This is a genomic window from Kitasatospora sp. NA04385 (assembly GCF_013364235.1).
Lineage (GTDB): Bacteria > Actinomycetota > Actinomycetes > Streptomycetales > Streptomycetaceae > Kitasatospora.
Map to the genome: position 1 here is coordinate 5,877,709 of NZ_CP054919.1, position 21,374 is coordinate 5,899,082.

The following is a 21,374-nucleotide window of genomic DNA, read 5'->3' on the forward strand; positions in this document are numbered from 1 at the left end:
GATTGCCAGTTTCCGGCAACGGCCGGAAGGGTGCTTCCGTGACGCTGGAGCCGTTGGGCGCGGAGCCCGAGGTGGCGGCTTTCACCGCCTTCCTGGGGCAGCTGTTCCAGGCCATGGAACTCTCGCTCACCCGCTATGCCGCCCGCTGCAACCGCGACAAGGGGAGCGTTTCCCGTTATCTGAGCGGGGCCCGGATCGCTCCCAAGGACTTCGTCGACGAACTGCTCCGGCAAGTCGCCGAGACCACCGGGCAGTCGGTCTCCCCGGACGTCCAGGAGCACGCCCACCGGCTGAGGATGGGGGCGTTGCGGGTGCGCAACGCTTCCCGGCACGAGGTCGAGGAGCTCCGGGAGCGGCTCGGGGCGGCCGAACGCGAACTCCAGCTCGCAGGCGTCAGGGAGCGGGCCCTGCTGCGTTCCCTGGAGGCCACCGAGGCGCAGGCCACGCAGGCCGAACAGCGCTACCGCCAACTGGAGGCCGATCGGGCCACCGCTCGTTACGAGGCCGCCCCCGCAGAGCTGGAACGCTGGTCGGAGACTGCCGAGACCGAATCTGCACGCGAGGAACTGCGTTCCCTGAAAACCGAGTTGGACCTGTTGCGAGCCGAACTCGTCCGAACCAGGGAGCTCCGCCACGATGCCGAGGAGCAGTGTCTGCGCCTGGAGGCCCGGCTGCTCGCTGCCGAAGCCGCTCTGGCCGCCCAGAAGGCCCGCCACGAAAGGGAGTTCACCTACCGGGGGGAGCTGGAGTCGCCGGGCGCGGTCCTCACGGGAGAGTTCGGCCGCAAGGTCGGCACCACGACGGACCTGGAGACCACCGCGGCTGAACTGTGCGAGGTGTTCGTACCGGGCTGGGCCGACGAGGCCACGGTCGACGTGCGGGCGGCCTTCATCGACGGCGACCCGCCCGAGGGCTGGACGCCGGACTCGGGCATGCTCTGGAGGCTCGGTGCGACGGCGGCGCTCGGCGACCGCACGGTGCGGGGCGCGGTGGCGGTGCCGCGCCTCCTCGCGGAGCGGGTCCTGGGCGAAGGACGGCCGGTACTGGAAACGTTCCCGGACCGGCCGGCGGGCAGCGAACCCGATTCTTCGGCGGTGGCGCTGCCGCTGTCCGTCAGGGGCGAGGTGTTCGGTGTGCTTCGACTGGTGCGGCTGAACGGTCGCACCCCCTACGGCCGGGCCGACGCGGAGTTGCTGTCCGTGCTGGCGGAGCGTGGAGCGCTGCTCCTGGACGTTGCCAGGATGCACATGGCGGAGGTCAGGCTGGCGAGGGCGCTCCAGCGATCGATGATCCCGGACCTCGTACCGGACCTGCCCGGGGTGCGGCTCGCGCACCGGTTCCGGCCCGGCCGGCAACGGGCCGGTGCCGGGGGCGACTGGTTCGACGCCGTTCCCCTGCGTGGCAACCGGGTGGCGCTGGTGGTCGGGGACGTGATGGGGCAGGGTCTGCACGCGGCCCAGGCGATGAGCCGGCTGCGCGCCGGAGTGCAGGCGTTCACCCTGCTGGAGGTGCCGCCGGGGCAGTTGCTGCGCCACCTGGACAACCTGGCCCAGCGGTTGGGCAGCGACCATCTGGCCACGTGCGTGTACGCGGTCTACGACCCGATCGAGCGCATGTGCGAAATCGCTTCGGCGGGCCACCTGCCGCCTGTGCTGCTGCACCACGACGGGAGGTCCGAGGAGATCGCGCTTCCGACCAATGCTCCGATCGGCGTGGGCGGCATACCGTTCACCTCCCGCACCATCGAGGTGCCCAAGGGCTCCTCGATGGTGCTGTGCACCGACAACCGGGTCGACTTGGCCGCCATCTGCCGGGAGGCGGTGGAGCCGGGCTGGAGCCCCGACCGGATCTGTGCGGCGGTGGAGCTGAGGGTGGCGGACCAGCGGGACGATCTCGCAGTACTGGTGGCCGGGTTCGACGGCATCCCCCAGGCGAAGGTGGCCCACCACACCCTCGCGCCGCGGGCGCGGGAGGTGTCGCGCATCCGGCGGTTGGTGCGGGAGCAGTTCACGGCGTGGGGCCTGGAGGCCGTTGCCGACATCGCCGAAGTGCTGGTGGGCGAACTGGTCACCGATGCCGTTGCGGTGGCGCAGGGCCCGGTCGGACTGAGGGTGCTGTGGACCGACCGCCTACTGGTGGAGGTCACCGACGACCACCGTGAACTGCCCGTCCTGGAAACGGTGGATCCGTTCGAGGAAGAGGGGGCCGGTCGGGGCCTGCTGCTCGTCAGCAGGCTCGCCGACCGGTGGGGAACCGAGCGCCGGACGGACGGCCGTACGGTCTGGTTCGAACTGCGGATCCGGGGCACCTAGCGCATCGACTTCAGCAGCAGCGGCCGGAATTCGGCGAAGGCGGGGATCTCGGCGGCCGGGTCCTTGGCGGCCTCGTCCCAGCGGCGGACGGCGACGGCGTCGGCGCCGAAGGGGTGGGCGGCGAAGGCGGCGGCCTCGTCCGGGGTCATCGGGCCGCCCTGGAGCGCCAGGGTGTGGACGGAGGCGGGGGAGAGCAGGTCGAGGTAGCCGGGCTCGGTGGCGCACAGGTAGCGCTTGGCGTCGACGTGCAGGCGGACCGGTTCGGTGACGGCGGGCGGGAAGTGCGGGGCGAGCCGGGCGGCGGCGGTCGCGCCGTGGCGGTTGTCGGTGCCGGCCATCAACTCCAGCCCGCTGCCCCGGAAGTGGCCGATGTCGTGCAGCAGGGCGGCGGCCACCAGCGCGGGCGGGGCGCCGGCGGCGCGGGCCAGGACGGCGGCCTGGAGCATGTGCGCGGCCAGGGTGACGGCCTCGCCGAGGTACTCGTCGGCGCCCTCGCCCTCGAACAGGGCCTCCAGTTCGTCCAGGGCGGCGGTGTTCCGGCGCAGCACGGCGAGGGTGGAGGAGAGCGCGTCGAGGTCGGCGTAGCAGCCCTGGAGGTGGCGGTGGCCGGTGCCGGGTTCGAAGGCGGTGCGGGCGTGCAGCAGGCGGGTGTTGTCGAAGAGCAGGCAGTCGCCGGGGGCCAGCCGGAAGTCCAGCCGCAGCTCCGGGCGCAGGGTGATCGCGGCGAAGCGGCGGTACGCGGCGTAGAAGGCGTCCGGTCCGGCGGGGGCCGGCACGGACAGCGCGGCGGTGTCGGTGGAGCGGTTGTTGAACCGCACCTCGCGGATCGCGCCGCGCGGGTCCAGCCCGATCAGCGGCTTCTCGGCGGACAGTTCGGCGCCCCGGTCGCGGTAGCGGAACGGCACCGGCGTGCGGGTGAGCAGCTCGAACGCGGCCGGGTCCTCGTCCCGCAGCAGCGCGGCGGCGCGGAAGCCGTCGACCAGCCCGGAGTCGCCGCCCTCGGCGTCGTTGCGCAGGCAGTGCAGCAGTTGCAGGGTGGGCACCGGGTCCCGGTACGGGTTGTCGGTGTGCGGGGCGATGGCCCGGTCGGTGAAGGCCAGGTTCGCCGGGTCGGGCTCCACCCGGACGTCGAACAGCTCGCCGTAGTTGGTCTCCCGGACGTACCCGAAGCTCCGGGCCACGGCCAGCACCCGCCCCTCCTCGGCCGGGACGCCGCGCAGCAGCGCGAAGCCGCAGCAGCGGACGGCGGCCAGCACCGCGATCCGCTCCTCCGGGTCGGCCAGGTAGGCGGCCCAGTCGGCCTCGGGCAGGCCGCGGGCGAAGTCGGCGGCCTCCCACAGCCGCTTGGCGGGCTCGGTGCGCTCGTCGGGCCCGGCGGGCGCGTCCCACCCGGCCGGGTAGTGCGAGCGGTGGCCGTCGGACCAGCGCACCGTCAGACCGGTGGCGTCCTCGACCGCCTCGACGGCGGCCAGGCCCTCCGGCAGGTCGCCGATCTGGAACAGCTTCTGCCCGCCGCGCGGGTCGCGGCACTCGGCGCAGGGGCAGTTGTCGCGCAGCCAGTACGGGTTCGGCACGGACATCGGGCGGCCTCCAGTCACACGGAAAGTTGTCCAGCCAACTTCGCGGACTGCTCAGCCAAGACCGCCCGGGCGTCCACGCGCCGCCCGCCCGGTGAACGGCGGGCCACCGGCGGCCGAACCCTGTCACCGGGGGCGGCTACCCTGCCCGGCATGACGCTCGACCTCCCCCGCGACCTGCCCGCCGCCCTCGCCGACCGCACCGCCGCCTGGCGGCTGATCGCCGAGGTCGCCGCCTTCTGGGGCACCCCGCTGGGCCCCGGCGACGGCCGCACCGACGCCGAACTCGACGCGGCCGAAGCCCGGCTGGGCCTGCGCCTGCCCGCCGCGCTGCGCGAGGCCCACCGGCTGCTCGGCAACCGCCCCGACCTCACCGGCAACCACGACACCCTGCTGCCGCCCGAGGAGCTGTACGTCGACCGGGAGCACCTGGTCTACCGGGTGGAGAACCAGGGCTGCGCCTACTGGGGCGTCCCGCTCGCCGCCCTCGGCCGGGCCGACCCGCCGACCGTCGCCTGGCCGAACCTCGCCCCGCCCACCGTGCCGGAGCCCGAACCGTGGACGGCCCGCCTCTCCGTCGAGATCCTGGCCGTCGTCCTCACCGAGCCGCTGTTCGACGAGGACGCGCACGTGGACGCGGGCGAGGCCGACCCGGCCGAGCTGGTCGGCTGGACCGAACTGCCGCGCCTGTACGAGGCCGGGATCGACACCCGCTTCTTCGCCCGCCCGGACGCCCTGCTGGCCGTGCAGGGCGACTCCTGGCTGGCCCTGCGGGCGGTGAGCCGGGAGGCGCTGGAGGCGCTGTGCGGGCAGATCCAGGTCTCCTGGCTCAGGAGCTGACGTCCCGTCGGACCTCCTGCTCCCAGGCCTCGGTGGCCGCCGCGACCGCCGCCGAGGCCGGGGCGCCGGTGGCCTGGGCCAGCAGCTCCAGGGCGGCGATCACCGTCTCCGGGTTGGCCGCCGGGCCGTAGTGGTTGAGGCGCAGCATGCTCGCGGCCAGGGCGCCGCCGGACTGGACCGGCAGCTGCGGGGCGCGCCGGCGCACCTCGGCGGCCAGCTCGGCCGCGTTCGTGCCCAGGGGGGTGCGCAGCGTGGTGGCGACCGGGGCGGCGTCCTCGGCGCGCCGCACGTACGGGGCGAGGGTGCCCAGGGCGAGCACGCCCGCCCGGGTCGCGGCGGCGGCGGCCCGGTGCCGGGCGATCACCGCGTCCAGCGTCTCGGCTGTGATCGCGGCCAGGCACTCCTCCAGCGCCAGCATCTCCAACTGGGCCGGAGCGTGCGGCAGCTGGGTCCGGCCGGCGTCCGTCCAGCGCTCCTTCCAGTCCAGCAGGGAGAGGTAGGAGCGGCGCGGCGCGGCCGGGTTCGCGGCGATCCGCTCCCAGGCCCGCCCGCTCACCGCCACCGCCGAGACGCCCGCCGGGCCGCCCATCGCCTTCTGCCCGCCGATCACGCACAGGTCGACGCCCCACGCGTCGGTGAGCAGCGGCTCGGCGGCCACCGAGGCCACCGCGTCCAGCATCAGCAGCGCGCCGTGCCGCCGCACCGCCTCGGCGATCTCCGCGACCGGGTTGGTGTTGCCGGTCGCCGCCTCGGCGTGCACCAGCGACACGAAGTCGATCCCCGGGTGCTCCTCCAGCGCCGCCGCGACCTGCTCCGCGCCCACCGCGGCGTCGTACGGCACCTCCAGGTCCACCACCTTCGCCCCGGCGGCGCGCAGCCAGCCGCCGAAGGTCTGCCCGTACGGGCCGGTGACCACGTTCAGCGCGGTGGAACCCGGGTGCACCGCGCCCTTGATCGCCGCCTCCAGCGGCAGCAGCGCCTCGCCCTGGGTGACGATCACGTCGTTGCGGGTGCGCAGCAGCGCCGCCACCCCGTCCTCGATCGCGGCGAACCGGTCGGCGGTCATCGGGGGGAGGTCGAGCAGCATGCGGGCGGGCCTTTCGGTGCGGCGGAGGGCCGCCGGAACGGGCCGGCGGGGCGGCGGGGCGCCGTCGGACAGTCTGCCGCAGATCGCCCCGCGGCCCGTGCGCGACGCCGAGTACAGTGCCAGGCATGACAGACCGTGCGGTGCTGCACATCAAGGGCCGGGTCCTGGTCGGCCCCGAGGAGGTCCGGGACGAACTCTGGGCCGTGGACGGGCGGGTGACCTTCGAACGGCCCGCCGCCGAGCCCGCCGCCACCCTCACCGGCTGGGCGCTGCCCGGCCTGGTCGACGCCCACTGCCACGTCGGCCTGGATGCGCACGGCGCCGTCGACCGCGCCACCGGCGAGAAGCAGGCGCTCACCGACCGGGACGCCGGCACCCTGCTGATCCGCGACGCCGGGTCCGCCGCCGACACCCGCTGGATCGACGACCGGGACGACCTCCCGAAGATCATCCGGGCCGGCCGGCACATCGCCCGCACCCGCCGCTACATCCGCAACTACGCCCACGAGATCGAACCCGGCGACCTCGCCGCGTACGTCGCCGCCGAGGCCCGGCGCGGCGACGGCTGGGTCAAGCTGGTCGGCGACTGGATCGACCGCGGCGTCGGCGACCTCACCGCCTGCTGGCCCGGCGACGCCCTGGCCGAGGCGATCGCCGCCGCCCACGCCGAGGGCGCCCGGGTCACCGCGCACTGCTTCGCCACCGAGTCGCTGCCCGACCTGCTGGCCGCCGGCATCGACTGCGTCGAACACGCCACCGGGCTCACCGAGGACCTCATCCCCGCCTTCGTCGAACGCGGCGTCGCGATCGTCCCCACCCTGGTCAACATCGCCACCTTCCCCGGGCTCGCCGACGGCGGCGAGGCCAGGTTCCCCGACTGGGCCGCCCACATGCGCCGGCTGCACGCCCGCCGCTACGACACCGTCGGCGCCGCGCACGACGCGGGCATCCCGATCTACGTCGGCACCGACGCGGGCGGCTCGCTCGCCCACGGCCTGGTCGCCGAGGAGGCGCTCGAACTCACCAGGGCCGGGCTCACCCCCCTCGAAGCGCTCGCCGCCGCCACCTGGTCCGCCCGTGCGTGGCTTGGCCGCCCCGGCCTCACCGAGGGCGCCCCCGCCGACCTCGTCGTCTACCGCTCCGACCCGCGCACCGACCTGCGCGTCCTGGCCGAGCCCGCGCACGTGGTGCTGAACGGGCGGGTGGTGTGACGGCCGGGCCCGGGGCCCTCGCGAACTCCGGTTGTCAGTGCGGCCGATAGGCTTCCGTCATGGCTGCTCGACCCTTGCACGAAGTAGTGGAACCCGGCTGGGCCCAGGCCCTGGAGCCGGTCGCCGGACAGATCGCCGCGATGGGCGACTTCCTCCGCGCCGAGATCGCCGCCGGGCGCTCCTACCTACCGCCCGGCCCGCAGATCCTGCGCGCCTTCCAGCAGCCGTTCGCGGACGTCCGGGTGCTGATCGTCGGCCAGGACCCGTACCCCACGCCCGGGCACGCCGTCGGGCTCAGCTTCTCCGTCGCGCCCGGCGTGCGGCCGCCGTACAGCCTGGAGAACATCTACCAGGAACTCGGCCGGGACCTCGGCCTCCCGATGCCGAGCAGCGGCGACCTGACCCCCTGGACGGAGCAGGGCGTGCTGCTGCTCAACCGCTCCCTCACCGTCCAGCCCCGCAACGCCGGCTCCCACCGCGACAAGGGCTGGGAGGCCGTCACCGACCAGGCGATCAAGGCGCTCGCCGCCCGCGGCGGCCCGCTCGTCGCGATCCTGTGGGGCCGCGACGCCCGGGAGCTGCGCCCGCTGCTCGGCCAGATCCCCAGCATCGAGTCCGCCCACCCGAGCCCGCGCTCCGCCGACCGCGGCTTCTTCGGCTCCCGGCCGTTCAGCCGGGCCAACGACCTGCTGACCCGGCAGGGCGGCCAGCCCGTCGACTGGCGCCTGCCCTAGCCCGGAGCCCGTTCGCCTCCAGGGGCCCGGGGCCCGTTCCCCGGGCCCCTGTTTCCGTCTCCCGACTCTGTTGCCCCGGTGCCGGAATGTTTCCGGAAATGGTCAATCCAGAACGTCAACCTCACCCGAAGGAGTGAAATGACGCTCTGTGTTGCTGGAGTGACGCACTGTTCGAAGAGACTGGCGGCAGTCGAGAGCGCGAGTCCCCTCCCCGTGCGGTGCGCCGGGTGAGGTCGCGGGCGCGCTCTGCCGTTCACCACGTGTGGGGGTTCCTGTCATGTCTGTTCTGCGTTCGGTCGCCGTGTCCGCCCTGGCGGTGTCCGCCCTCACGGTCGGTGTGCCGCTGGCACCCGCCTCCGCCGCCGACGCCCCCGGCGGGACGCCCGCGAAGCCCGGCAGGGCCAGCGCGGTGACGGCCGAACTCGCCCTGGACGTGACGCTGTTGAACACGGTGAACGTGCCGGTCGACGTGGCGCTGAACAAGGTGCAGTCGCCCGCCCAGCGGGACGGCGCGATGCTCACCGCCACGGTGGACGGGGTGGACGGCGGCCGGCCGGTGACGCTGGTGAAGGCCGAGGTGGGCCGGTCGGTCACCAAGGCCGACGACAAGCTGGCCGCCGCGTCCGTGAAGCTGGTGGACGCGGACGTGCACGTGCCCGGCCTGCCGCTGACCACGCTGCTCGGGCTGGAGGCGATGAGCGCCGAGGTGAGCTGCCCGGTGGACGGGCAGCCGACCGCGAACGTCACCGCGCCCGCCAAGCTCACGGTGCTCGGCAGGTCGGTGACGGTCGGCCTCAACTCGCCCACCCACGTGGACGTCCCGGCGGTCGGCTCGGTGGACGTCGAGTTCTCGAAGAAGACGGTGACCAGCAGCACGGCGGCGGCCTCCGCGCTGGAGGTGAAGGTCGCGCTGAACCCGCTGAACCTGAACGTGGCGAAGGTCAACGGCACGGTGACGGTCGCCTCGGTGTCCTGCGAGAAGCCGGTGGCGGCGGTCGTCCCGGCGGCGGCGGTCTCCTCGCCCGCGGCCCCGCCCTCGGCCTCCGTCCCGGCGTCGGCGTCGGCGTCCACCCAGAACCGGGCGGTGCCGAAGGCGGACGGGGAGGAACTGGCGTACACCGGCTCGTCCGGGACCACGGTGCTGGCCGCGGGCGGCGGGACGCTGCTGCTGGCCGGCGGCGCCGCGGTGTGGATGACGCGGCGGCGGCGCGCGGCGCACGCCCGGCACCGCTGACCGGCACCGCCGACCGGTCCCGCCGACCGGCGGCGGGGCGTCCGGCCCGGCGCCCGTAGTGCCGGTAGCGCCCGTCGCGCCCCTCGCGTCTCAGCGGTGCGCCCACATCCCGAGACGGGCACTGCCCGTGGGTGAGCGTGCCGCTGCGGACCGTTGGTTCACATGGGCGTTACATAGGAGGAACAACCGGGAAACGGCGGCTTGCGACGCTACGCGGGCACCCACCACCCAAGCAGTGAGGATCACCCGCGATGGCGATCAAGGCCGAGTACATCTGGATCGACGGCACCAAGCCGACCGCGAAGCTCCGTTCCAAGACCCGGGTGCTGCCGAACGCCGACAAGATCCCCACCTGGGGCTTCGACGGCTCGTCGACCAACCAGGCCGAGGGCCACGCCTCGGACCGCGTGCTGGAGCCGGTGAAGGTCGTCAAGGACCCGATCCGCGGTGGCGACAACATCCTGGTGCTGTGCGAGGTCTTCGAGACCAACGGTGAGGCGCACGTCACCAACACCCGCGCCCCGCTGCGCGAGGTCGCCGAGCGCTACGCCGGCCAGGAGGCGATCTTCGGCATCGAGCAGGAGTACACCTTCTTCAAGGGCTCCCGCCCGCTCGGCTTCCCGGAGGGCGGCTACCCGGCCCCGCAGGGCGGCTACTACTGCGGCGTGGGTGCCGAGGAGGTCTTCGGCCGCGAGATCGTCGAGCTGCACCTCGACCGCTGCATCGACGCCGGCCTGGCGATCTGCGGCATCAACGCCGAGGTCATGCCCGGCCAGTGGGAGTTCCAGATCGGCCCGGTCGACGCGCTGACCGTCTCGGACGACCTGTGGATCGCCCGCTACCTGCTCTACCGCACCTCCGAGGAGTTCGGCATCGACGCCACCCTCGACGCCAAGCCGGCGAGGGGCGACTGGAACGGCGCGGGTGCGCACACCAACTTCTCCACCAAGGCGATGCGCGAGGGCTACGACGCCATCATCACCGCCTGCGAGTCGCTCGGCGCCTCCCAGGAGAAGGTCCTGGAGCACGTCAACCAGTACGGTGACGACATCCAGTCCCGCCTGACCGGCAAGCACGAGACCGCCCCCTGGAACGTCTACTCCTACGGCGTGTCCAACCGCGGCGCCTCGGTCCGCATCCCGTGGCAGGTCGAGGTGGAGCAGAAGGGCTACATCGAGGACCGCCGCCCGAACGCGAACGTCGACCCGTACGTGGTCACCCGCCTGCTGATCAACACCTGCTGCGAGGCCCTGGAGAAGGCCGGCCAGGTCTGATCCGCCCGGTAAGCACCGCACGACGGCGCCCGCCGCCCCCGCGAGGGGGACGGCGGGCGCCGTCGTCGTGCCGGGGCCGTCTCAGGTCAGGACGAAGCCGTGGGTGCGGCCGACCGGGACGAAACCGCGCCGGGCGTACCACTGCCGGGGCCAGTCCTCGGCGTCGGCGACCAGGAAGCGCAGGCCGCCGGGGGCGGGGTCGGCGGCCAGCCGCAGCGCGGTGGCCAGGACGGCGTCGGCCAGGCCGCGGCGCTGGTGCTCCTCCGCGGTGGCCAGGTCCTCGATCTGGGCGGTGCCCGCGGCGTCCTGGTACAGGTCGGCCCAGGAACCGAACGCGCCGTCGGTGTCCCGGGCGGCCAGCGTCAGCACCCGCTCGGCGCCCGCCGCGCGGGCGGTGCGCCGGTTCACCAGCTGGGCGATCGAGTCGTCCGGCGCCCACGGCAGCCAGTGCCGCCACTGCCGCTCCAGGGCCGGGGCCAGCTCGTCCAGGGCGACCGGAGCGGCGCCGCCCCCGGCCGGCAGCGGCCCCCGGTGCACCATCACCACCTCGGTCTCGTGCCGGTACCCGGCGGCCGCCAGCCCCGGCGCGAGGGCCAGCGCGGACGCGTCGTCGAACACCGAGATCCGCCGGTGCCCCAGGTGCCCGAGCACCTCGTCGGCCAGCCCCACCACGTCGACCCCGCTCGGCGGCGCGTCCAGCAGCAGCTGGTTGTGCTCGTGCGAGTAGGCAAACTCCCCGCTCAGCACCCCGAACCCGCCCGGCACCTCCACCACCTCGGCGGCCTGCCGCCGGGCGAAGGCACGACGGAACTCCAGGGCCACCCGCAAGCTGTCCTCGACCATCCGGCCATCGTAGGCCGCCCGCTCCGCCCGCTTCGAGCGGTTTGTCGCACCGGCCCGCCGGCGGACGGAAAACCCGTTCGTGCCAAGGGCGTTGGGCTGGCTAGGATCCGGCCGCGCCGCCGGACGGCCCGGGGCGCGCGTACCTGACGGGTGGAAGAACGACCTTGCGACACCTGAAGGCGGTGATCGCGGCCGCCGCGGTCGCCCTGCTGCTGACCTCCTGCGTGCGGGCCCCCGCCGCACCGCCGAGCCGACTGCCCACCAACGAGACGCTCAGGGGGCAGGTGATCGCCTACGACACCGGGATCCGGCGCGCCGTGCTCGGCGAGCACCAGGGGGAGACCCCGGTCCGCAAAGTGATCACGAACGTGTGCGAGTACGGGGGCGAGGGCACCCGGCTCCGGGTCGAACTGGGGGTGGTCACCTCGCTGGTCTCCCGGGAGGCCGAGTGGAACAAGGAACTCGTCGCGGCGTTCCAGCGGAAGATGACGGAACTGGGCTTCGAGGCCCGGGACGACGACGAACCCGGTACCTGGGGGTACGACAACCCCGTGGACGACTTCGCCGTGGAACTGAGCGAGAGCAGCGATTCCAGCAAGACGCTCCAACTGCGCGTCTCCTCCCCCTGCGTCGAGGCGGACGGCAGCGCGCCGCCCCCCGCCGCCGCTTGAGCCTCGCCGGACGACCGGCCGCGGGGCGTCCTAGGCTGGGTCCATGGCTGACACCGTGCCCGGGGAGGGCGACTTCACCCCGCAGGAGCGGGAACGCGGGCGGGCGCTGCGGCGGGCCCGGCTGCCGTGGGCGCTGGGCGGGCAGCTGGCCTCGCTCGCGCTGAGCGCCGTCCTCGGGTTCACCGCCGCCGGGGCGGGCCTGGTCGGTGCGGTCGGCGGCTGGTTCGGCGGCGGCTGGGCGGCCGAGGTGCTGGCGGGCGCCGCGGCGCTGGTGCTGCTCGGACGGGCGGTGACGCTGCCGTTCGCGGCCCGGGTGCGGGCGGTCTCCGCCCGGTACGGCCTGGTCACCCAGGGCTGGGCCGGCTGGGCGGTGGACGTGCTGCGCGGCACCGCCGTCGCGCTCGCCCTGTTCCTGCCGCTCGCCCTGGCCCTGTACGCGCTGATCGGCCGCTCGCCCGGCCACTGGTGGGTGCCCGCCGCGGCCGGGGCCGCGCTGCTGACCGTCGCGCTGTCCTTCCTGCACCCGCTGGTCTTCGAGCCGCTGTTCAACCGCTTCACCCCGCTGCCGGAGGGCGAACTGCGCACCGCCCTGCTGGAGTCGGCCCGCCGCGACGGCATCGCGGTGCGCGACGTGCTGGTCGCCGACGCCTCCCGCCGCACCACCGCGCTGAACGCGTACGTCTCCGGGTTCGGCCCGTCCCGGCGGATCGTCGTCTACGACACGCTGCTGTCCACCGCCGAGCCGCGCGAGGTCGAACTCGTCGCCGCCCACGAACTCGGCCACGTCAAGCACCGGGACGTCGCCACCGGCACCGCGCTCGGCGCCCTCGGCGCGGCCCTGGTGGTGCCCGTCCTGGCCACGCTGCTCGCCTGGCGGCCACTGCTCGACGCGGCCGGTGCCGACGCCGTCCAGGACCCGCGCTCGCTGCCGCTGCTGGCCGCGCTCGCCGCCCTGCTCGGCGCGCTCAGCACCCCCGCCCAGTGCGCCGTCAGCCGCCGGATCGAAGCCCGCGCCGACCTGCACGCCCTCGAACTCACCGGCGACGCCGAGCAGTTCATCGCCATGCAGCGCCGCCTCGCGGTCGCCAACGTCGCCGACCCGTACCCGCCCCGCGCCGTCGAACTGCTGCTCGCCACCCACCCCGCCACCGGCCGCCGGATCGCCGCCGCCCGCCGCTGGCTCGCCGCCCAGGAGACCCAGTGAGCCGCCCGCTGCTGATGCTCGACGTCGACGGCCCGCTCGCCCCGTACGTCGGCCGCCCCTACCGCCGCCCCGAGGGCTACCTCACCCACCGCCTCCCGGTGCGCAGTTGGCGCGAGCGCCAACTGGCCTCCGGCATCCGCACCCCCAAGCCGCTGCGGGTCTGGCTGCACCCCGGCCACGGGCCCGCGCTGCTCGCCCTGCCCTACGACCTGATCTGGGCTACCACCTGGAAGGACGAGGCCAACGAGGACCTCGCCCCGCTCCTCGGCCTGCCCGAACTCCCTTACGTGGACTGGCCGTCCATGCACCACGGCGACCCGGACGGGCTGCACTGGAAGACCCGCCACCTGGTCGCCCGGGCCGCCGGGCGGCCGTTCGCCTGGGTCGACGACGAGATCGGGCCGCAGGACACCGCCTGGATCGCCGCCCACCACCCGGCCCCCGCGCTCACCCTGGCCGTCGACCACCGCTGCGGCCTGCGGCCCGCGGACTTCGCCCTCCTGGCCGACTGGGCGGAGGAGAACGGCAGGTGAGGATCGCCGCCCTGCACCGCCACCCGGTCAAGTCCCTGCTCGGCGAGGAGACCGCCCGGGCCCGGATCGACGAGCACGGCCTCGACGGCGACCGCCGCCACGCCCTGCTCGACCTCACCGACGGCCGGATCGCCAGCGCCAAGGAGCCCCGCACCTGGCGCCGCCTGCTCACCCTGCGCGCGCAGCGCACCGACGGCGGCGTGCGGATCACCGGCCCGGACGGCGCCGAACTCGACGAGGCCGGGATCTCCGCGCTGCTCGGCCGGCCCGTCCGGCTGATCGGCGAACGGCCGCCCGGCGCGGTGCTGCACCGCTCGGTGCCCGAGCAGGTGCTCGCCGCCGGAGTGGACGCCGAAGTCGAGCACACCGTCCAGGAGTTCGGCGGGGCGGCGGCGCCCGGCAGCTTCTTCGACTTCGCCCCGCTGCACCTGGTCACCACCGCGAGCCTGGCCGGCGCCCCCGCCGCCCGCTACCGCCCGAACCTGGTGGTCGACGGCGGCGCCGGGCCCTGGAACGAGAACGCCTGGATCGGCCGCGAACTCGCCGTCGGGCCCGAACTGCGCCTGCGCGTCATCGCCGCCACGCCCCGCTGCGCGATCCCCGCCCTGGCACACGGCGCCCTCGCCGCCGACCCGGAGGCGCTGCGCCGCCCCGCCCGGGACAACCGCGTCCGGCCGCTGCCCGGGATGCCCCCGCTCCCGTGCCTGGGCGCCTACGCGCAGGTGCTCACCCCCGGGACGGTCGAGGTCGGGGACGCGGTCACCCTGCACTGAGCGGGCGGGCCCGGAGCCGACGGACCGTCAGCCGGGCGGACCGTCAGCCGGGCGGTGGGGCGCGGGCGGCGGGAACCGGATGGCATGAACCGGACGACGGGGGGCAGCCGGACCGGTACCAGCCGTCCGGCGGGCCCGTCGGCGGGGCGATCGGTGAGGGGAGCGGGAGATGTCCACCTTCTGGTCCGTCCTGCTCGTCGTGGCGGCCATCGCGCTGGAGGTCCTCTCCAAGTGGAGCCGGTCCTCGTCCGCGAACGGCCTCTTCACCCGTCGCCGGGCCCGCCGCCGGGCCGCCGACCGGCGGACGGACGGGCCTCCGGCCGACGGACGGACGGGTGGGCCGGAACGTTCCGCTACGAAAGGACAGAGCCGATGAGCAGCGTCGTCACCTCCCCGCGCCGGGCCCTGCTGTGGCCGGTCTTCGTCTTCCTGGTCCTGTACGCCGCCTGGTTCGCCGTCTCGCTGGCCACCGGGCACTCGCTCGCCGCCGCGTTCTCCGCTCCGGCGCTCCTGCTCGCCCCGCTGATCGGCGTCCTCGTCGCCCGGTACTGCCTGCTGCGCCGCCGGGTGGTCAGCGCCCGGCTGCGGGGGGCAGCGCGGCCCGCAGCGCGCTGAGGAAGGCGTCGGTGGTGTCCGGGTCGCGGACGGCGATCCGGAGCCAGTCGGGGCCGAGACCGGGGAAGGTGTCGCCGCGCCGGACGGCGTAGCCGGCCTCGCGCAGCCGGGTGCGGACGGCCGCGGCGCCCGGGAGGCCGACCAGCACGAAGGACGCGGCGGGAGTGCCGTGGACGCCGACGCCGGGCAGCGCGGCCAGCCCGGCCAGCAGGTGGTCGCGGTGCGCGGCGGTGGTGCGCGGCGCGGTCGGCCTCGGCGAGGGCGGCCGGGGCGGAGCAGATCTCGGCGGCCGCCAGGGCGGGCGTGGAGACCGGCCAGAGCGGCTGCGCGGCGCCGAGCGCGGCGACCAGCGGGGCCGGGGCGAGCAGGTAGCCGACCCGCAGGCCGGCCAGGCCCCAGGTCTTGGTGAGGCTGCGCAGCACCACCACGTCGCCGGGCAGGTCGCGGACGGCGGCGAGGCTCTGGGTCTCGCCGGGGTCGGTGTCCATGAACGCCTCGTCGACGACCAGGGTGCGCCCGGGCCGGGCCAACTCGGCCAGCGCGGCGGCCGGGTGGAGGACGGAGGTGGGGTTGGTGGGGTTGCCGACCACCACCAGGTCGGCGTCCTCGGGCACCGCCCCGGGCGTGAGGCGAAAGCCCCGCTCCGGCGCGAGCAGGACGCGGTGGACGGGGTGCCCGGCGTCCCGCAGGGCCGCCTCGGGCTCGGTGAACTGGGGGTGCACCACGGTCGCCCGGCGCGGCCGCAGCACCCGGGCGAGCAGCACGAACGCCTCGGCCGCGCCCGCGGTGAGCAGCACCTCGCCGACCGGCCGGCCGTGCCGGGCGGCGACGGCGGCGCGGGCCGCGGCGGGGTCGGGGTAGGCGGCGAGGTCGGCGAGCGTCTCGGCGAGGCGGGTGCGCAGCCAGGCCGGCGGGGTGCCGGTGCGGACGTTCACGGCGAGGTCGACCAGCCCGGCGGAGCGCACTTCGGCGTCGCCGTGATGGCGCAGATCGGGCTGCTGGTTCACCTGTTGTCCTCCTGGGGGCGGTGCGGCGAGCGCCGCGGTGGCCGCGGCGGTGGCGGTGCGCGGGGCGAGCAGGCGTGCGCCCGGCCCGGCCGAGGCGAGCGCGGCGGCCTCGGCGACGCTGGGGGTGCCGACCGCGGCGGCGACCCGGGCGGAGCCGCCCGCCCCCGGGACGGCGGCCAGCACGGCGGCCGGGTGGCCGGTCAGCGGGACGCCCAACTCCCGTGCCAGCGCGCGCAGTCCGGGTTCGAACAGCTTGCTGTCCAGGGTGGCGACACGGGCCACGGCGGTGCGGTCGAGGCCGAGGGCGGCGAGGGCCGCGTCGGCGGTGCGCAGCAGTTCGGCGGCGGGGGTGCCGCGCCGCAGTCCGAGGCCGAGCACCAGGCGGGGGGCGCAGGCCGGGGTGCGGGGTGCGCCGTCCGTCACGCCCGGCCCTCCCTGTCCGCTGTGCCCGTGCGGGCCCGCGCCGCCGGGCCGTGGGAATCCCACCATGTCGGTCCGAGCAGGGTCAATCGGGACAGGTGTGAGAAGCGTCGCCCGGCTGGCCGAAAAGCGCCGACCGGCCGAAGTTGCACAGCCAACCGTTCGCTTGTTCTTCATGTCGTCCGGCATTCGGCGGTCACGGGGCCGGCCCTAGCGTTTCCGGCGCTCCAACACCCCTGTCCCGCACCACCCCCGCCCGGGAGGACGTCCAGACATGTCCGCTCAGCCCAGCAGCCGCACCAAGCGCCGACTGACCGCGATCGGCAGCGCCGTCGCCCTGACCGCCGCCTCGCTCGGCCTGTGGGCCGCCAGTGGCTCCACCGCGCAGGCCGCCGGCCTGCCCGCCCCCGACCACGTGATCGTCGTGGTGATGGAGAACCACGCCTACAGCCAGGTCATCGGCAGCTCCAGCGCCCCGTACCTGAACAACACGCTGAAGGCGGGCGGCGCCACCCTGACCCAGTCCTACGGCCTGACCCACCCGTCGGAGCCGAACTACTACATGCTGTTCTCCGGCTCCAACCAGGGCCGCACCGACGACAGCTGTGTGGGCGTCGGCTCGATGACGGCCCCGAACCTGGCCTCCGAGCTGATCGCCGCGGGCAAGAGCTGGGGCTCGTACAACGAGGGCCTGCCCAGCCAGGGCTCCACCACCTGCTCCAACTCCAGCGGCAAGTACGCGCAGAAGCACAACCCGTGGTTCGGCTTCTCCAACGTGCCGACCAACACCGCGTACACCTTCGCCCAGTTCCCGACCGACTACACCACGCTGCCGAAGGTGTCCTTCGTGGTGCCGAACCTGTGCAGCGACATGCACGACTGCTCGGTCTCCACCGGCGACACCTGGATCAAGAACAACCTGGGCGCCTACGCGACCTGGGCGAAGACCCACAACAGCCTGCTGATCGTCACCTTCGACGAGGACAACAGCCTCTCCGGCAACCGGATCCCGACCCTCGTCTACGGCCAGCACGTCACCCCGGGCTCCAGCAGCGCCACCACCTACAACCACTACAACGTGCTGCGCACCCTGGAGGACCTGGCGGGCCTGACCACCCACGCCGGCAACGCCGCCTCCGCCACCGACATCACCGGCATCTGGAACTGACGCCCGATGTACCTCGCGGACGCCCGCTCCACGAAGCGTGACCGCGCCGCGGACGCCGCCCCGGACTCCGGTCCGGGGCGGCGGGCCGCCGCCGTCCCCGCCGCCACCGCCACCGCCGCCGTCCCCGGCACCGTGCTGGCGCTCGGCGCGGTCAGCCTGGTCACCGACGTCTCCTCCGAGATGGTCAGCGCGGTCCTGCCCCTGTACGTGGTCACCGCGCTCGGCCTGTCCCCGCTCGGCTTCGGCCTGCTCGACGGCATCAACAACGGCGTCGGCGCCCTGGTGCGCCTGCTCGGCGGCCACCTCGCCGACCGCGGCGGCCGGGGCCACAAACTGGTCGCCGGGCTCGGCTACGGCCTGTCCGCGCTGTGCAAGCCGCTGCTGCTGCTCGTCCACACCCTGCCGCTGATCGGCGCGGTGCTGGCGGTGGACCGCACCGGCAAGGGCCTGCGCACCGCCCCGCGCGACGCGATGATCTCGCTGGCCACCGAACCCGAGCACCGCGGCCGGGCGTTCGGTGTCCACCGTGCGATGGACACCACCGGCGCGCTGATCGGCCCGCTGCTGGCCTTCGCCGTCCTGCGGATCGCCGACGACCGCACCGAACGCTCCAGCTACGGCGCGGTGTTCACCGTCTCCGGCTGCGTCGCGGTGTTCGGCGTGCTGCTGCTGGTGCTGTTCGTCCCGGGCCGGATCACCCGGGCCGGTCTGCCCGCCACGGACCCGGCCGCGCCCAGGCCCACGCTGCGCGACGCGCTCGCCCTGCTGTCCCGGCCCGCGCTGCGCCGGCTCACCCTGGCCGCCGTGCTGCTCGGCCTCACCACCGTCAGCGACTCCTTCCTCTACCTGCTGCTGCAGCGCGAACTCGACCTGCCCGCGCACCTGTTCCCGCTGCTGCCGCTCGGCACCGCCGCGGTGTTCCTGCTGCTCGCCGTCCCGCTCGGCCTGCTCGCCGACCGGATCGGCCGCCGCACCCTGTTCCTGCTCGGCCACGCCGTGCTGCTCGGCGGCTACGCCGTCGTGCTGTCCCCGCTGCACGGGGTGCCCGCCGCCGCGGCGGTCCTGCTGCTGCACGGCACCTTCTACGCCGCCACCGACGGGGTGCTGGCCGCCGCCACCGCCGCCACCGTCCCCGACGGGCAGCAGGGCGCCGGCCAGGCCCTGGTGGGCACCGGGCAGGCGCTGGCCCGCTTCACCTGCTCGCTGGCCTTCGGCGCCGCCTGGTCGCTGTGGGGCCCGCGCCCCGCGCTGGCCGGCACCGCGGCGGCCCTGGCCGTGACCGCCCTCGCCGCCACCCGGCTGCTGCGCGACCCGGCCGCCGACGCCCGCACCACCGCCTGACGCGCCGGGCCCCGCCCGTCCCGGCCCGCCTCGTCCCGTCGCGTCGCGTCGCGTCCTGGTCGGAGGGCACCCGTCCACGGCCGCTCCCCGCCGCTCCGCTCTCCTCCTCCACCACCCGCCCGCACTTCCCGCCCGGAGGGCCTCCCCATGACCGCTCCCGCCACCGCCGACCCCGTCCTCGACGAGACGCCCGGACCCGGGCCGGACGGCGCCTCCCCGCTGCGCCGCAAGCTGCTGGTGCTGCTGGTCGCCGTGCTGCTGCTGGCCGGTGTCGGCACCGGCGCCGTGTGGTACGCCGCGCAGCGCTCCGACCGTCGCGACCAGGAGCAGGCGGGCGGGCCGCCGGTCCACGAGGGCGCGGTGTCGCTGGACGCGGCGGGCGGCCGCCGACTGCTGCTGCGCAACCTGGCCTGGGGCCCGCACCGCGACGAGATCGCCGCGGTGCCCGCCGACGCCCCCGACGGCCCGCGCACCGCGTCCGGCGTCAAGTGCCTGCGCTTCCACGCCGCCGCCGGCACCGGCATCTGCCTGCAGGCCGAGCACGGCGCGCTGGACGACACCTACCACGCCTCGGTGTTGGACTCCGCGCTGCACGAGGTCAGGCGCTTCCCCGCCCCGGGCATCCCGACCCGGGCCCGGGTCTCCCCGTCCGGGCACCTGGTCGGCTGGACGGTCTTCGTCAGCGGCGACTCCTACGCGGGCACGAACTTCTCCACCCGCACCGCGATCGTCGACACCCGCGACTGGCAGTTCTACGACAACCTGGAGAACTTCCGGCTGGTCGAGGACGGCCACCAGGTCCAGGCCGCGGACGTGAACGTCTGGGGCGTCACCTTCGCCGACGACAGCGGTTTCTACGCGACGGTCGCCACCGGCGGCCGGACCTACCTGGTCAAGGGCGACCTGACGGACCGCACCCTCACCACGCTGCACCAGAACGTCGAGTGCCCCTCGCTCTCGCCCGACGGCACCCGGGTCGCCTACAAGAAGCGGGTGGACGGCGCCGACCCGGCCGCCCCCTGGCGGCTGTACGTGCTGGACCTGGCGACCATGACCGAGACCGCGACCGCCGAGCAGCGCAACATCGACGACCAGGCGCTGTGGTCCGACGACCACACCCTGCTGTACTCGATGCCCGGCGACTACGGCTCCGACCTGTGGACCGTCCCCGCCGACGGCACCGGCACCCCCGCCGTCCTGGTCCGCTCCGCGGTGGCCCCCGCCTACCTGGGCTGACAGCGGGCCGCGCCGGGAGTATCGTCCCGGCCCGACCACTCGTCGGGGGGACGGAAGATGAAGGACGAACAGGCAGGGCGGGCGCCGACCCGCGCGCCCGGCCGCTGGACGCTGTACGCGCTGCTGACGCTGTACGGGGGCTGCCTGCTGAGCGGCCTCCAGTCCTGGTGGATCGGCCGGTCGCCGGCGGCCGAGGGGATGGTGGTCGCGGCCTGGACGATCGCCCTGGGCACGGTCGTCATGCTCGGCTTCCGCACCCGGAGCGGCCGGGTCGCAGGCGCGTTCGCCGTCCTGCTGGCCCTCGGGCTCGGCCTCGCCGGTTCAGACGCGGTCCACGCGACCGTCCTGCGGCAGTACGGGGAACGGGCCTCCGCGGTGGTCGCCGAGGTCCACTCCGGCGGGCCCCGGCAGAGCCCGTACTGCCTGCTGCGCACCGACGACGGCTCGGCCGTCCCCCGGGAACTCACCCCTTGCGAAGGGCTCGAGGTCGGCGACCGCCTCGACGCCACCTACGACCCGGACGGCCGGCAGAACCCGGTCGAGGGCGTCCCCGATCCCACCGGTGCCCTGCGCTGGGCAGCGGGTCTGCTCGCCGCGCTCACCCTGCTGGTCCTCTCGCTCCCGCTGTGGGCGGGCCGCGGACCCCGGCTGGACTTCTCGGCGGACGCCCGGCTGGTGATGTACCGGTACGGACGGCGGCGGTGACGTCCGAGGGCCCGACCCCGGACCCCTGTCCGGCCGTCAGACGCGGCGCTCGCGCCAGCGTTCCATCATCTGCGCCAGCTCCACCCGCAGGAAGGCGAAGAACTCCAGCGACTCGGCGAGCCGTTGCCCCGCCGGGGTGTCCGGGCCGAGCGCCTCGACGCCCTCGGTCAGACCGGTCTCCCAGCGGGCCAGGGTGCGGTCCCGGTTGGTGGTGGCCTCGTACCAGACGTGGTCGTGGATGCGGTAGTGGTCGCGGCGGGAGCCGGGCTCGTGCTCGCGGCGGACCAGGTCGACCTGGACGAGGTAGCGGACCGCGCCGGAGACCGCGGCGGGGGAGACCCGCAGCAGCTCGCCCAGTTCGGCGGAGGTCAGCCGTCCGGAGTCGGCGGTCAGCAGGGCGGTGAACACCCGGGCGGGCATCCGGGGGAACCCGGCGTCCACCATCACGGCGGCGAACCGCTCCACGAACTCGCCCACCACCGCCGGGTCCCGCCGCCCGGCTCCGTCCGCCTCGCCCACGCCGCCCGCCTTCCGCCGCCTCGCGCGCCCTCGGCGCCGCGAAGATCCAGGGGTTTCAGTAACTTCACGA

19 protein-coding genes and 2 pseudogenes are annotated in these 21,374 nt (G+C 75.0%); 15 read left to right on the forward strand and 6 right to left on the reverse strand.

Annotated features, from left to right (window positions below; genetic code table 11):
• Window positions 1-38: 38 nt before the first annotated feature.
• Window positions 39-2,312: a SpoIIE family protein phosphatase gene (locus tag HUT16_RS26125; protein ID WP_176190497.1), complete on the forward strand. Its 2,274-nt coding sequence runs from the start codon at window positions 39-41 to the stop codon at window positions 2,310-2,312.
• Here the strand turns inward: HUT16_RS26125 and HUT16_RS26130 are convergent.
• Window positions 2,309-3,892, reverse strand: coding sequence for a TauD/TfdA family dioxygenase (locus HUT16_RS26130; RefSeq protein WP_176190498.1), 1,584 nt, complete (start codon window positions 3,890-3,892; stop codon window positions 2,309-2,311). The two genes, HUT16_RS26125 and HUT16_RS26130, sit on opposite strands and share 4 nt — an antisense overlap.
• Before the next feature lie 150 nt (window positions 3,893-4,042).
• On the opposite strand from HUT16_RS26130, the gene HUT16_RS26135 reads away from it, so the two are divergent.
• Window positions 4,043-4,729 carry an SMI1/KNR4 family protein gene (locus tag HUT16_RS26135; RefSeq protein WP_176190499.1) on the forward strand — a complete coding sequence of 229 codons (687 nt, stop codon included), beginning with the start codon at window positions 4,043-4,045 and terminating at the stop codon, window positions 4,727-4,729.
• Here the strand turns inward: HUT16_RS26135 and HUT16_RS26140 are convergent.
• Window positions 4,719-5,816, reverse strand: coding sequence for an alanine--glyoxylate aminotransferase family protein (locus tag HUT16_RS26140; RefSeq protein ID WP_176190500.1), 1,098 nt, complete (start codon window positions 5,814-5,816; stop codon window positions 4,719-4,721). The two genes, HUT16_RS26135 and HUT16_RS26140, sit on opposite strands and share 11 nt — an antisense overlap.
• 125 nt (window positions 5,817-5,941) lie before the next feature.
• Here HUT16_RS26140 and HUT16_RS26145 point away from each other — a divergent pair, with 125 nt between their 5' ends.
• The 4 genes from HUT16_RS26145 to glnII all read left to right on the forward strand — a co-directional run bounded on the left by HUT16_RS26145 (window position 5,942) and on the right by glnII (window position 10,269).
• Window positions 5,942-7,027, forward strand: a complete 1,086-nt coding sequence (locus HUT16_RS26145; protein ID WP_176190501.1) for an amidohydrolase family protein — start codon at window positions 5,942-5,944, stop codon at window positions 7,025-7,027.
• A 59-nt stretch (window positions 7,028-7,086) separates the two neighbouring features.
• Window positions 7,087-7,761 (forward strand): uracil-DNA glycosylase, encoded by a 675-nt coding sequence (locus HUT16_RS26150; protein ID WP_176190502.1) that lies wholly within the window; start codon window positions 7,087-7,089, stop codon window positions 7,759-7,761.
• A gap of 277 nt (window positions 7,762-8,038) precedes the next feature.
• On the forward strand, window positions 8,039-8,995 hold the full coding sequence (locus HUT16_RS26155; RefSeq protein ID WP_176190503.1) for an SCO1860 family LAETG-anchored protein: 957 nt from the start codon (window positions 8,039-8,041) through the stop codon (window positions 8,993-8,995).
• 251 nt (window positions 8,996-9,246) lie between these two features.
• Window positions 9,247-10,269 carry a glutamine synthetase GlnII gene (gene glnII, locus HUT16_RS26160; protein ID WP_176190504.1) on the forward strand — a complete coding sequence of 341 codons (1,023 nt, stop codon included), beginning with the start codon at window positions 9,247-9,249 and terminating at the stop codon, window positions 10,267-10,269.
• Window positions 10,270-10,350: 81 nt separating this feature from the next.
• Here the strand turns inward: glnII and HUT16_RS26165 are convergent, their stop codons facing one another.
• Window positions 10,351-11,112 carry a GNAT family N-acetyltransferase gene (locus HUT16_RS26165; protein WP_176190505.1) on the reverse strand — a complete coding sequence of 254 codons (762 nt, stop codon included), beginning with the start codon at window positions 11,110-11,112 and terminating at the stop codon, window positions 10,351-10,353.
• 164 nt (window positions 11,113-11,276) lie between these two features.
• Here HUT16_RS26165 and HUT16_RS26170 point away from each other — a divergent pair, with 164 nt between their 5' ends.
• From HUT16_RS26170 to HUT16_RS26190, 5 genes are all read left to right on the forward strand, one after another.
• Window positions 11,277-11,783 carry a hypothetical protein gene (locus HUT16_RS26170; RefSeq protein ID WP_176190506.1) on the forward strand — a complete coding sequence of 169 codons (507 nt, stop codon included), beginning with the start codon at window positions 11,277-11,279 and terminating at the stop codon, window positions 11,781-11,783.
• Window positions 11,784-11,826: 43 nt separating this feature from the next.
• On the forward strand, window positions 11,827-12,987 hold the full coding sequence (locus HUT16_RS26175) for a M48 family metalloprotease (protein ID WP_176190507.1): 1,161 nt from the start codon (window positions 11,827-11,829) through the stop codon (window positions 12,985-12,987).
• Complete coding sequence (locus HUT16_RS26180; protein ID WP_254897991.1) at window positions 12,984-13,520, forward strand: hypothetical protein; 537 nt, start codon at window positions 12,984-12,986, stop codon at window positions 13,518-13,520. The genes HUT16_RS26175 and HUT16_RS26180 overlap by 4 nt, the downstream gene beginning before the upstream one ends.
• Window positions 13,517-14,293 carry an MOSC domain-containing protein gene (locus HUT16_RS26185; RefSeq protein ID WP_176190508.1) on the forward strand — a complete coding sequence of 259 codons (777 nt, stop codon included), beginning with the start codon at window positions 13,517-13,519 and terminating at the stop codon, window positions 14,291-14,293. Before HUT16_RS26180 ends, HUT16_RS26185 begins: the two co-directional genes overlap by 4 nt.
• A 372-nt stretch (window positions 14,294-14,665) precedes the next feature.
• Complete coding sequence (locus tag HUT16_RS26190) at window positions 14,666-14,908, forward strand: hypothetical protein (protein ID WP_176190509.1); 243 nt, start codon at window positions 14,666-14,668, stop codon at window positions 14,906-14,908.
• Here the strand turns inward: HUT16_RS26190 and cobC are convergent.
• Together cobC and HUT16_RS38560 are read right to left on the reverse strand one after the other, a co-directional pair.
• Window positions 14,865-15,915, reverse strand: a pseudogene (cobC, locus tag HUT16_RS26195) (Rv2231c family pyridoxal phosphate-dependent protein CobC). The gene HUT16_RS26190 and the pseudogene cobC sit on opposite strands and share 44 nt — an antisense overlap.
• Before the next feature lie 84 nt (window positions 15,916-15,999).
• A pseudogene (locus HUT16_RS38560) lies at window positions 16,000-16,524 on the reverse strand (cobalamin biosynthesis protein); the annotation flags it as partial.
• Window positions 16,525-16,609: 85 nt separating this feature from the next.
• On the opposite strand from HUT16_RS38560, the gene HUT16_RS26200 reads away from it, so the two are divergent.
• The 4 genes from HUT16_RS26200 to HUT16_RS26215 all read left to right on the forward strand — a co-directional run bounded on the left by HUT16_RS26200 (window position 16,610) and on the right by HUT16_RS26215 (window position 20,785).
• Window positions 16,610-17,503, forward strand: a complete 894-nt coding sequence (locus HUT16_RS26200) for an alkaline phosphatase family protein (RefSeq protein ID WP_176190510.1) — start codon at window positions 16,610-16,612, stop codon at window positions 17,501-17,503.
• 6 nt (window positions 17,504-17,509) lie between these two features.
• A complete protein-coding gene (locus tag HUT16_RS26205; protein ID WP_176190511.1) occupies window positions 17,510-18,844 on the forward strand; it encodes an MFS transporter in 1,335 nt (444 codons plus the stop codon).
• Window positions 18,845-18,991: 147 nt separating this feature from the next.
• A complete protein-coding gene (locus tag HUT16_RS26210) occupies window positions 18,992-20,080 on the forward strand; it encodes a TolB-like translocation protein (RefSeq protein ID WP_254897992.1) in 1,089 nt (362 codons plus the stop codon).
• Window positions 20,081-20,137: 57 nt separating this feature from the next.
• Complete coding sequence (locus tag HUT16_RS26215; RefSeq protein ID WP_176190512.1) at window positions 20,138-20,785, forward strand: hypothetical protein; 648 nt, start codon at window positions 20,138-20,140, stop codon at window positions 20,783-20,785.
• Between the two features lie 36 nt (window positions 20,786-20,821).
• On the opposite strand, the gene HUT16_RS26220 is transcribed toward HUT16_RS26215, so the two are convergent.
• Window positions 20,822-21,304, reverse strand: coding sequence for a GbsR/MarR family transcriptional regulator (locus HUT16_RS26220; protein ID WP_254897993.1), 483 nt, complete (start codon window positions 21,302-21,304; stop codon window positions 20,822-20,824).
• Window positions 21,305-21,374 lie beyond the last annotated feature (70 nt).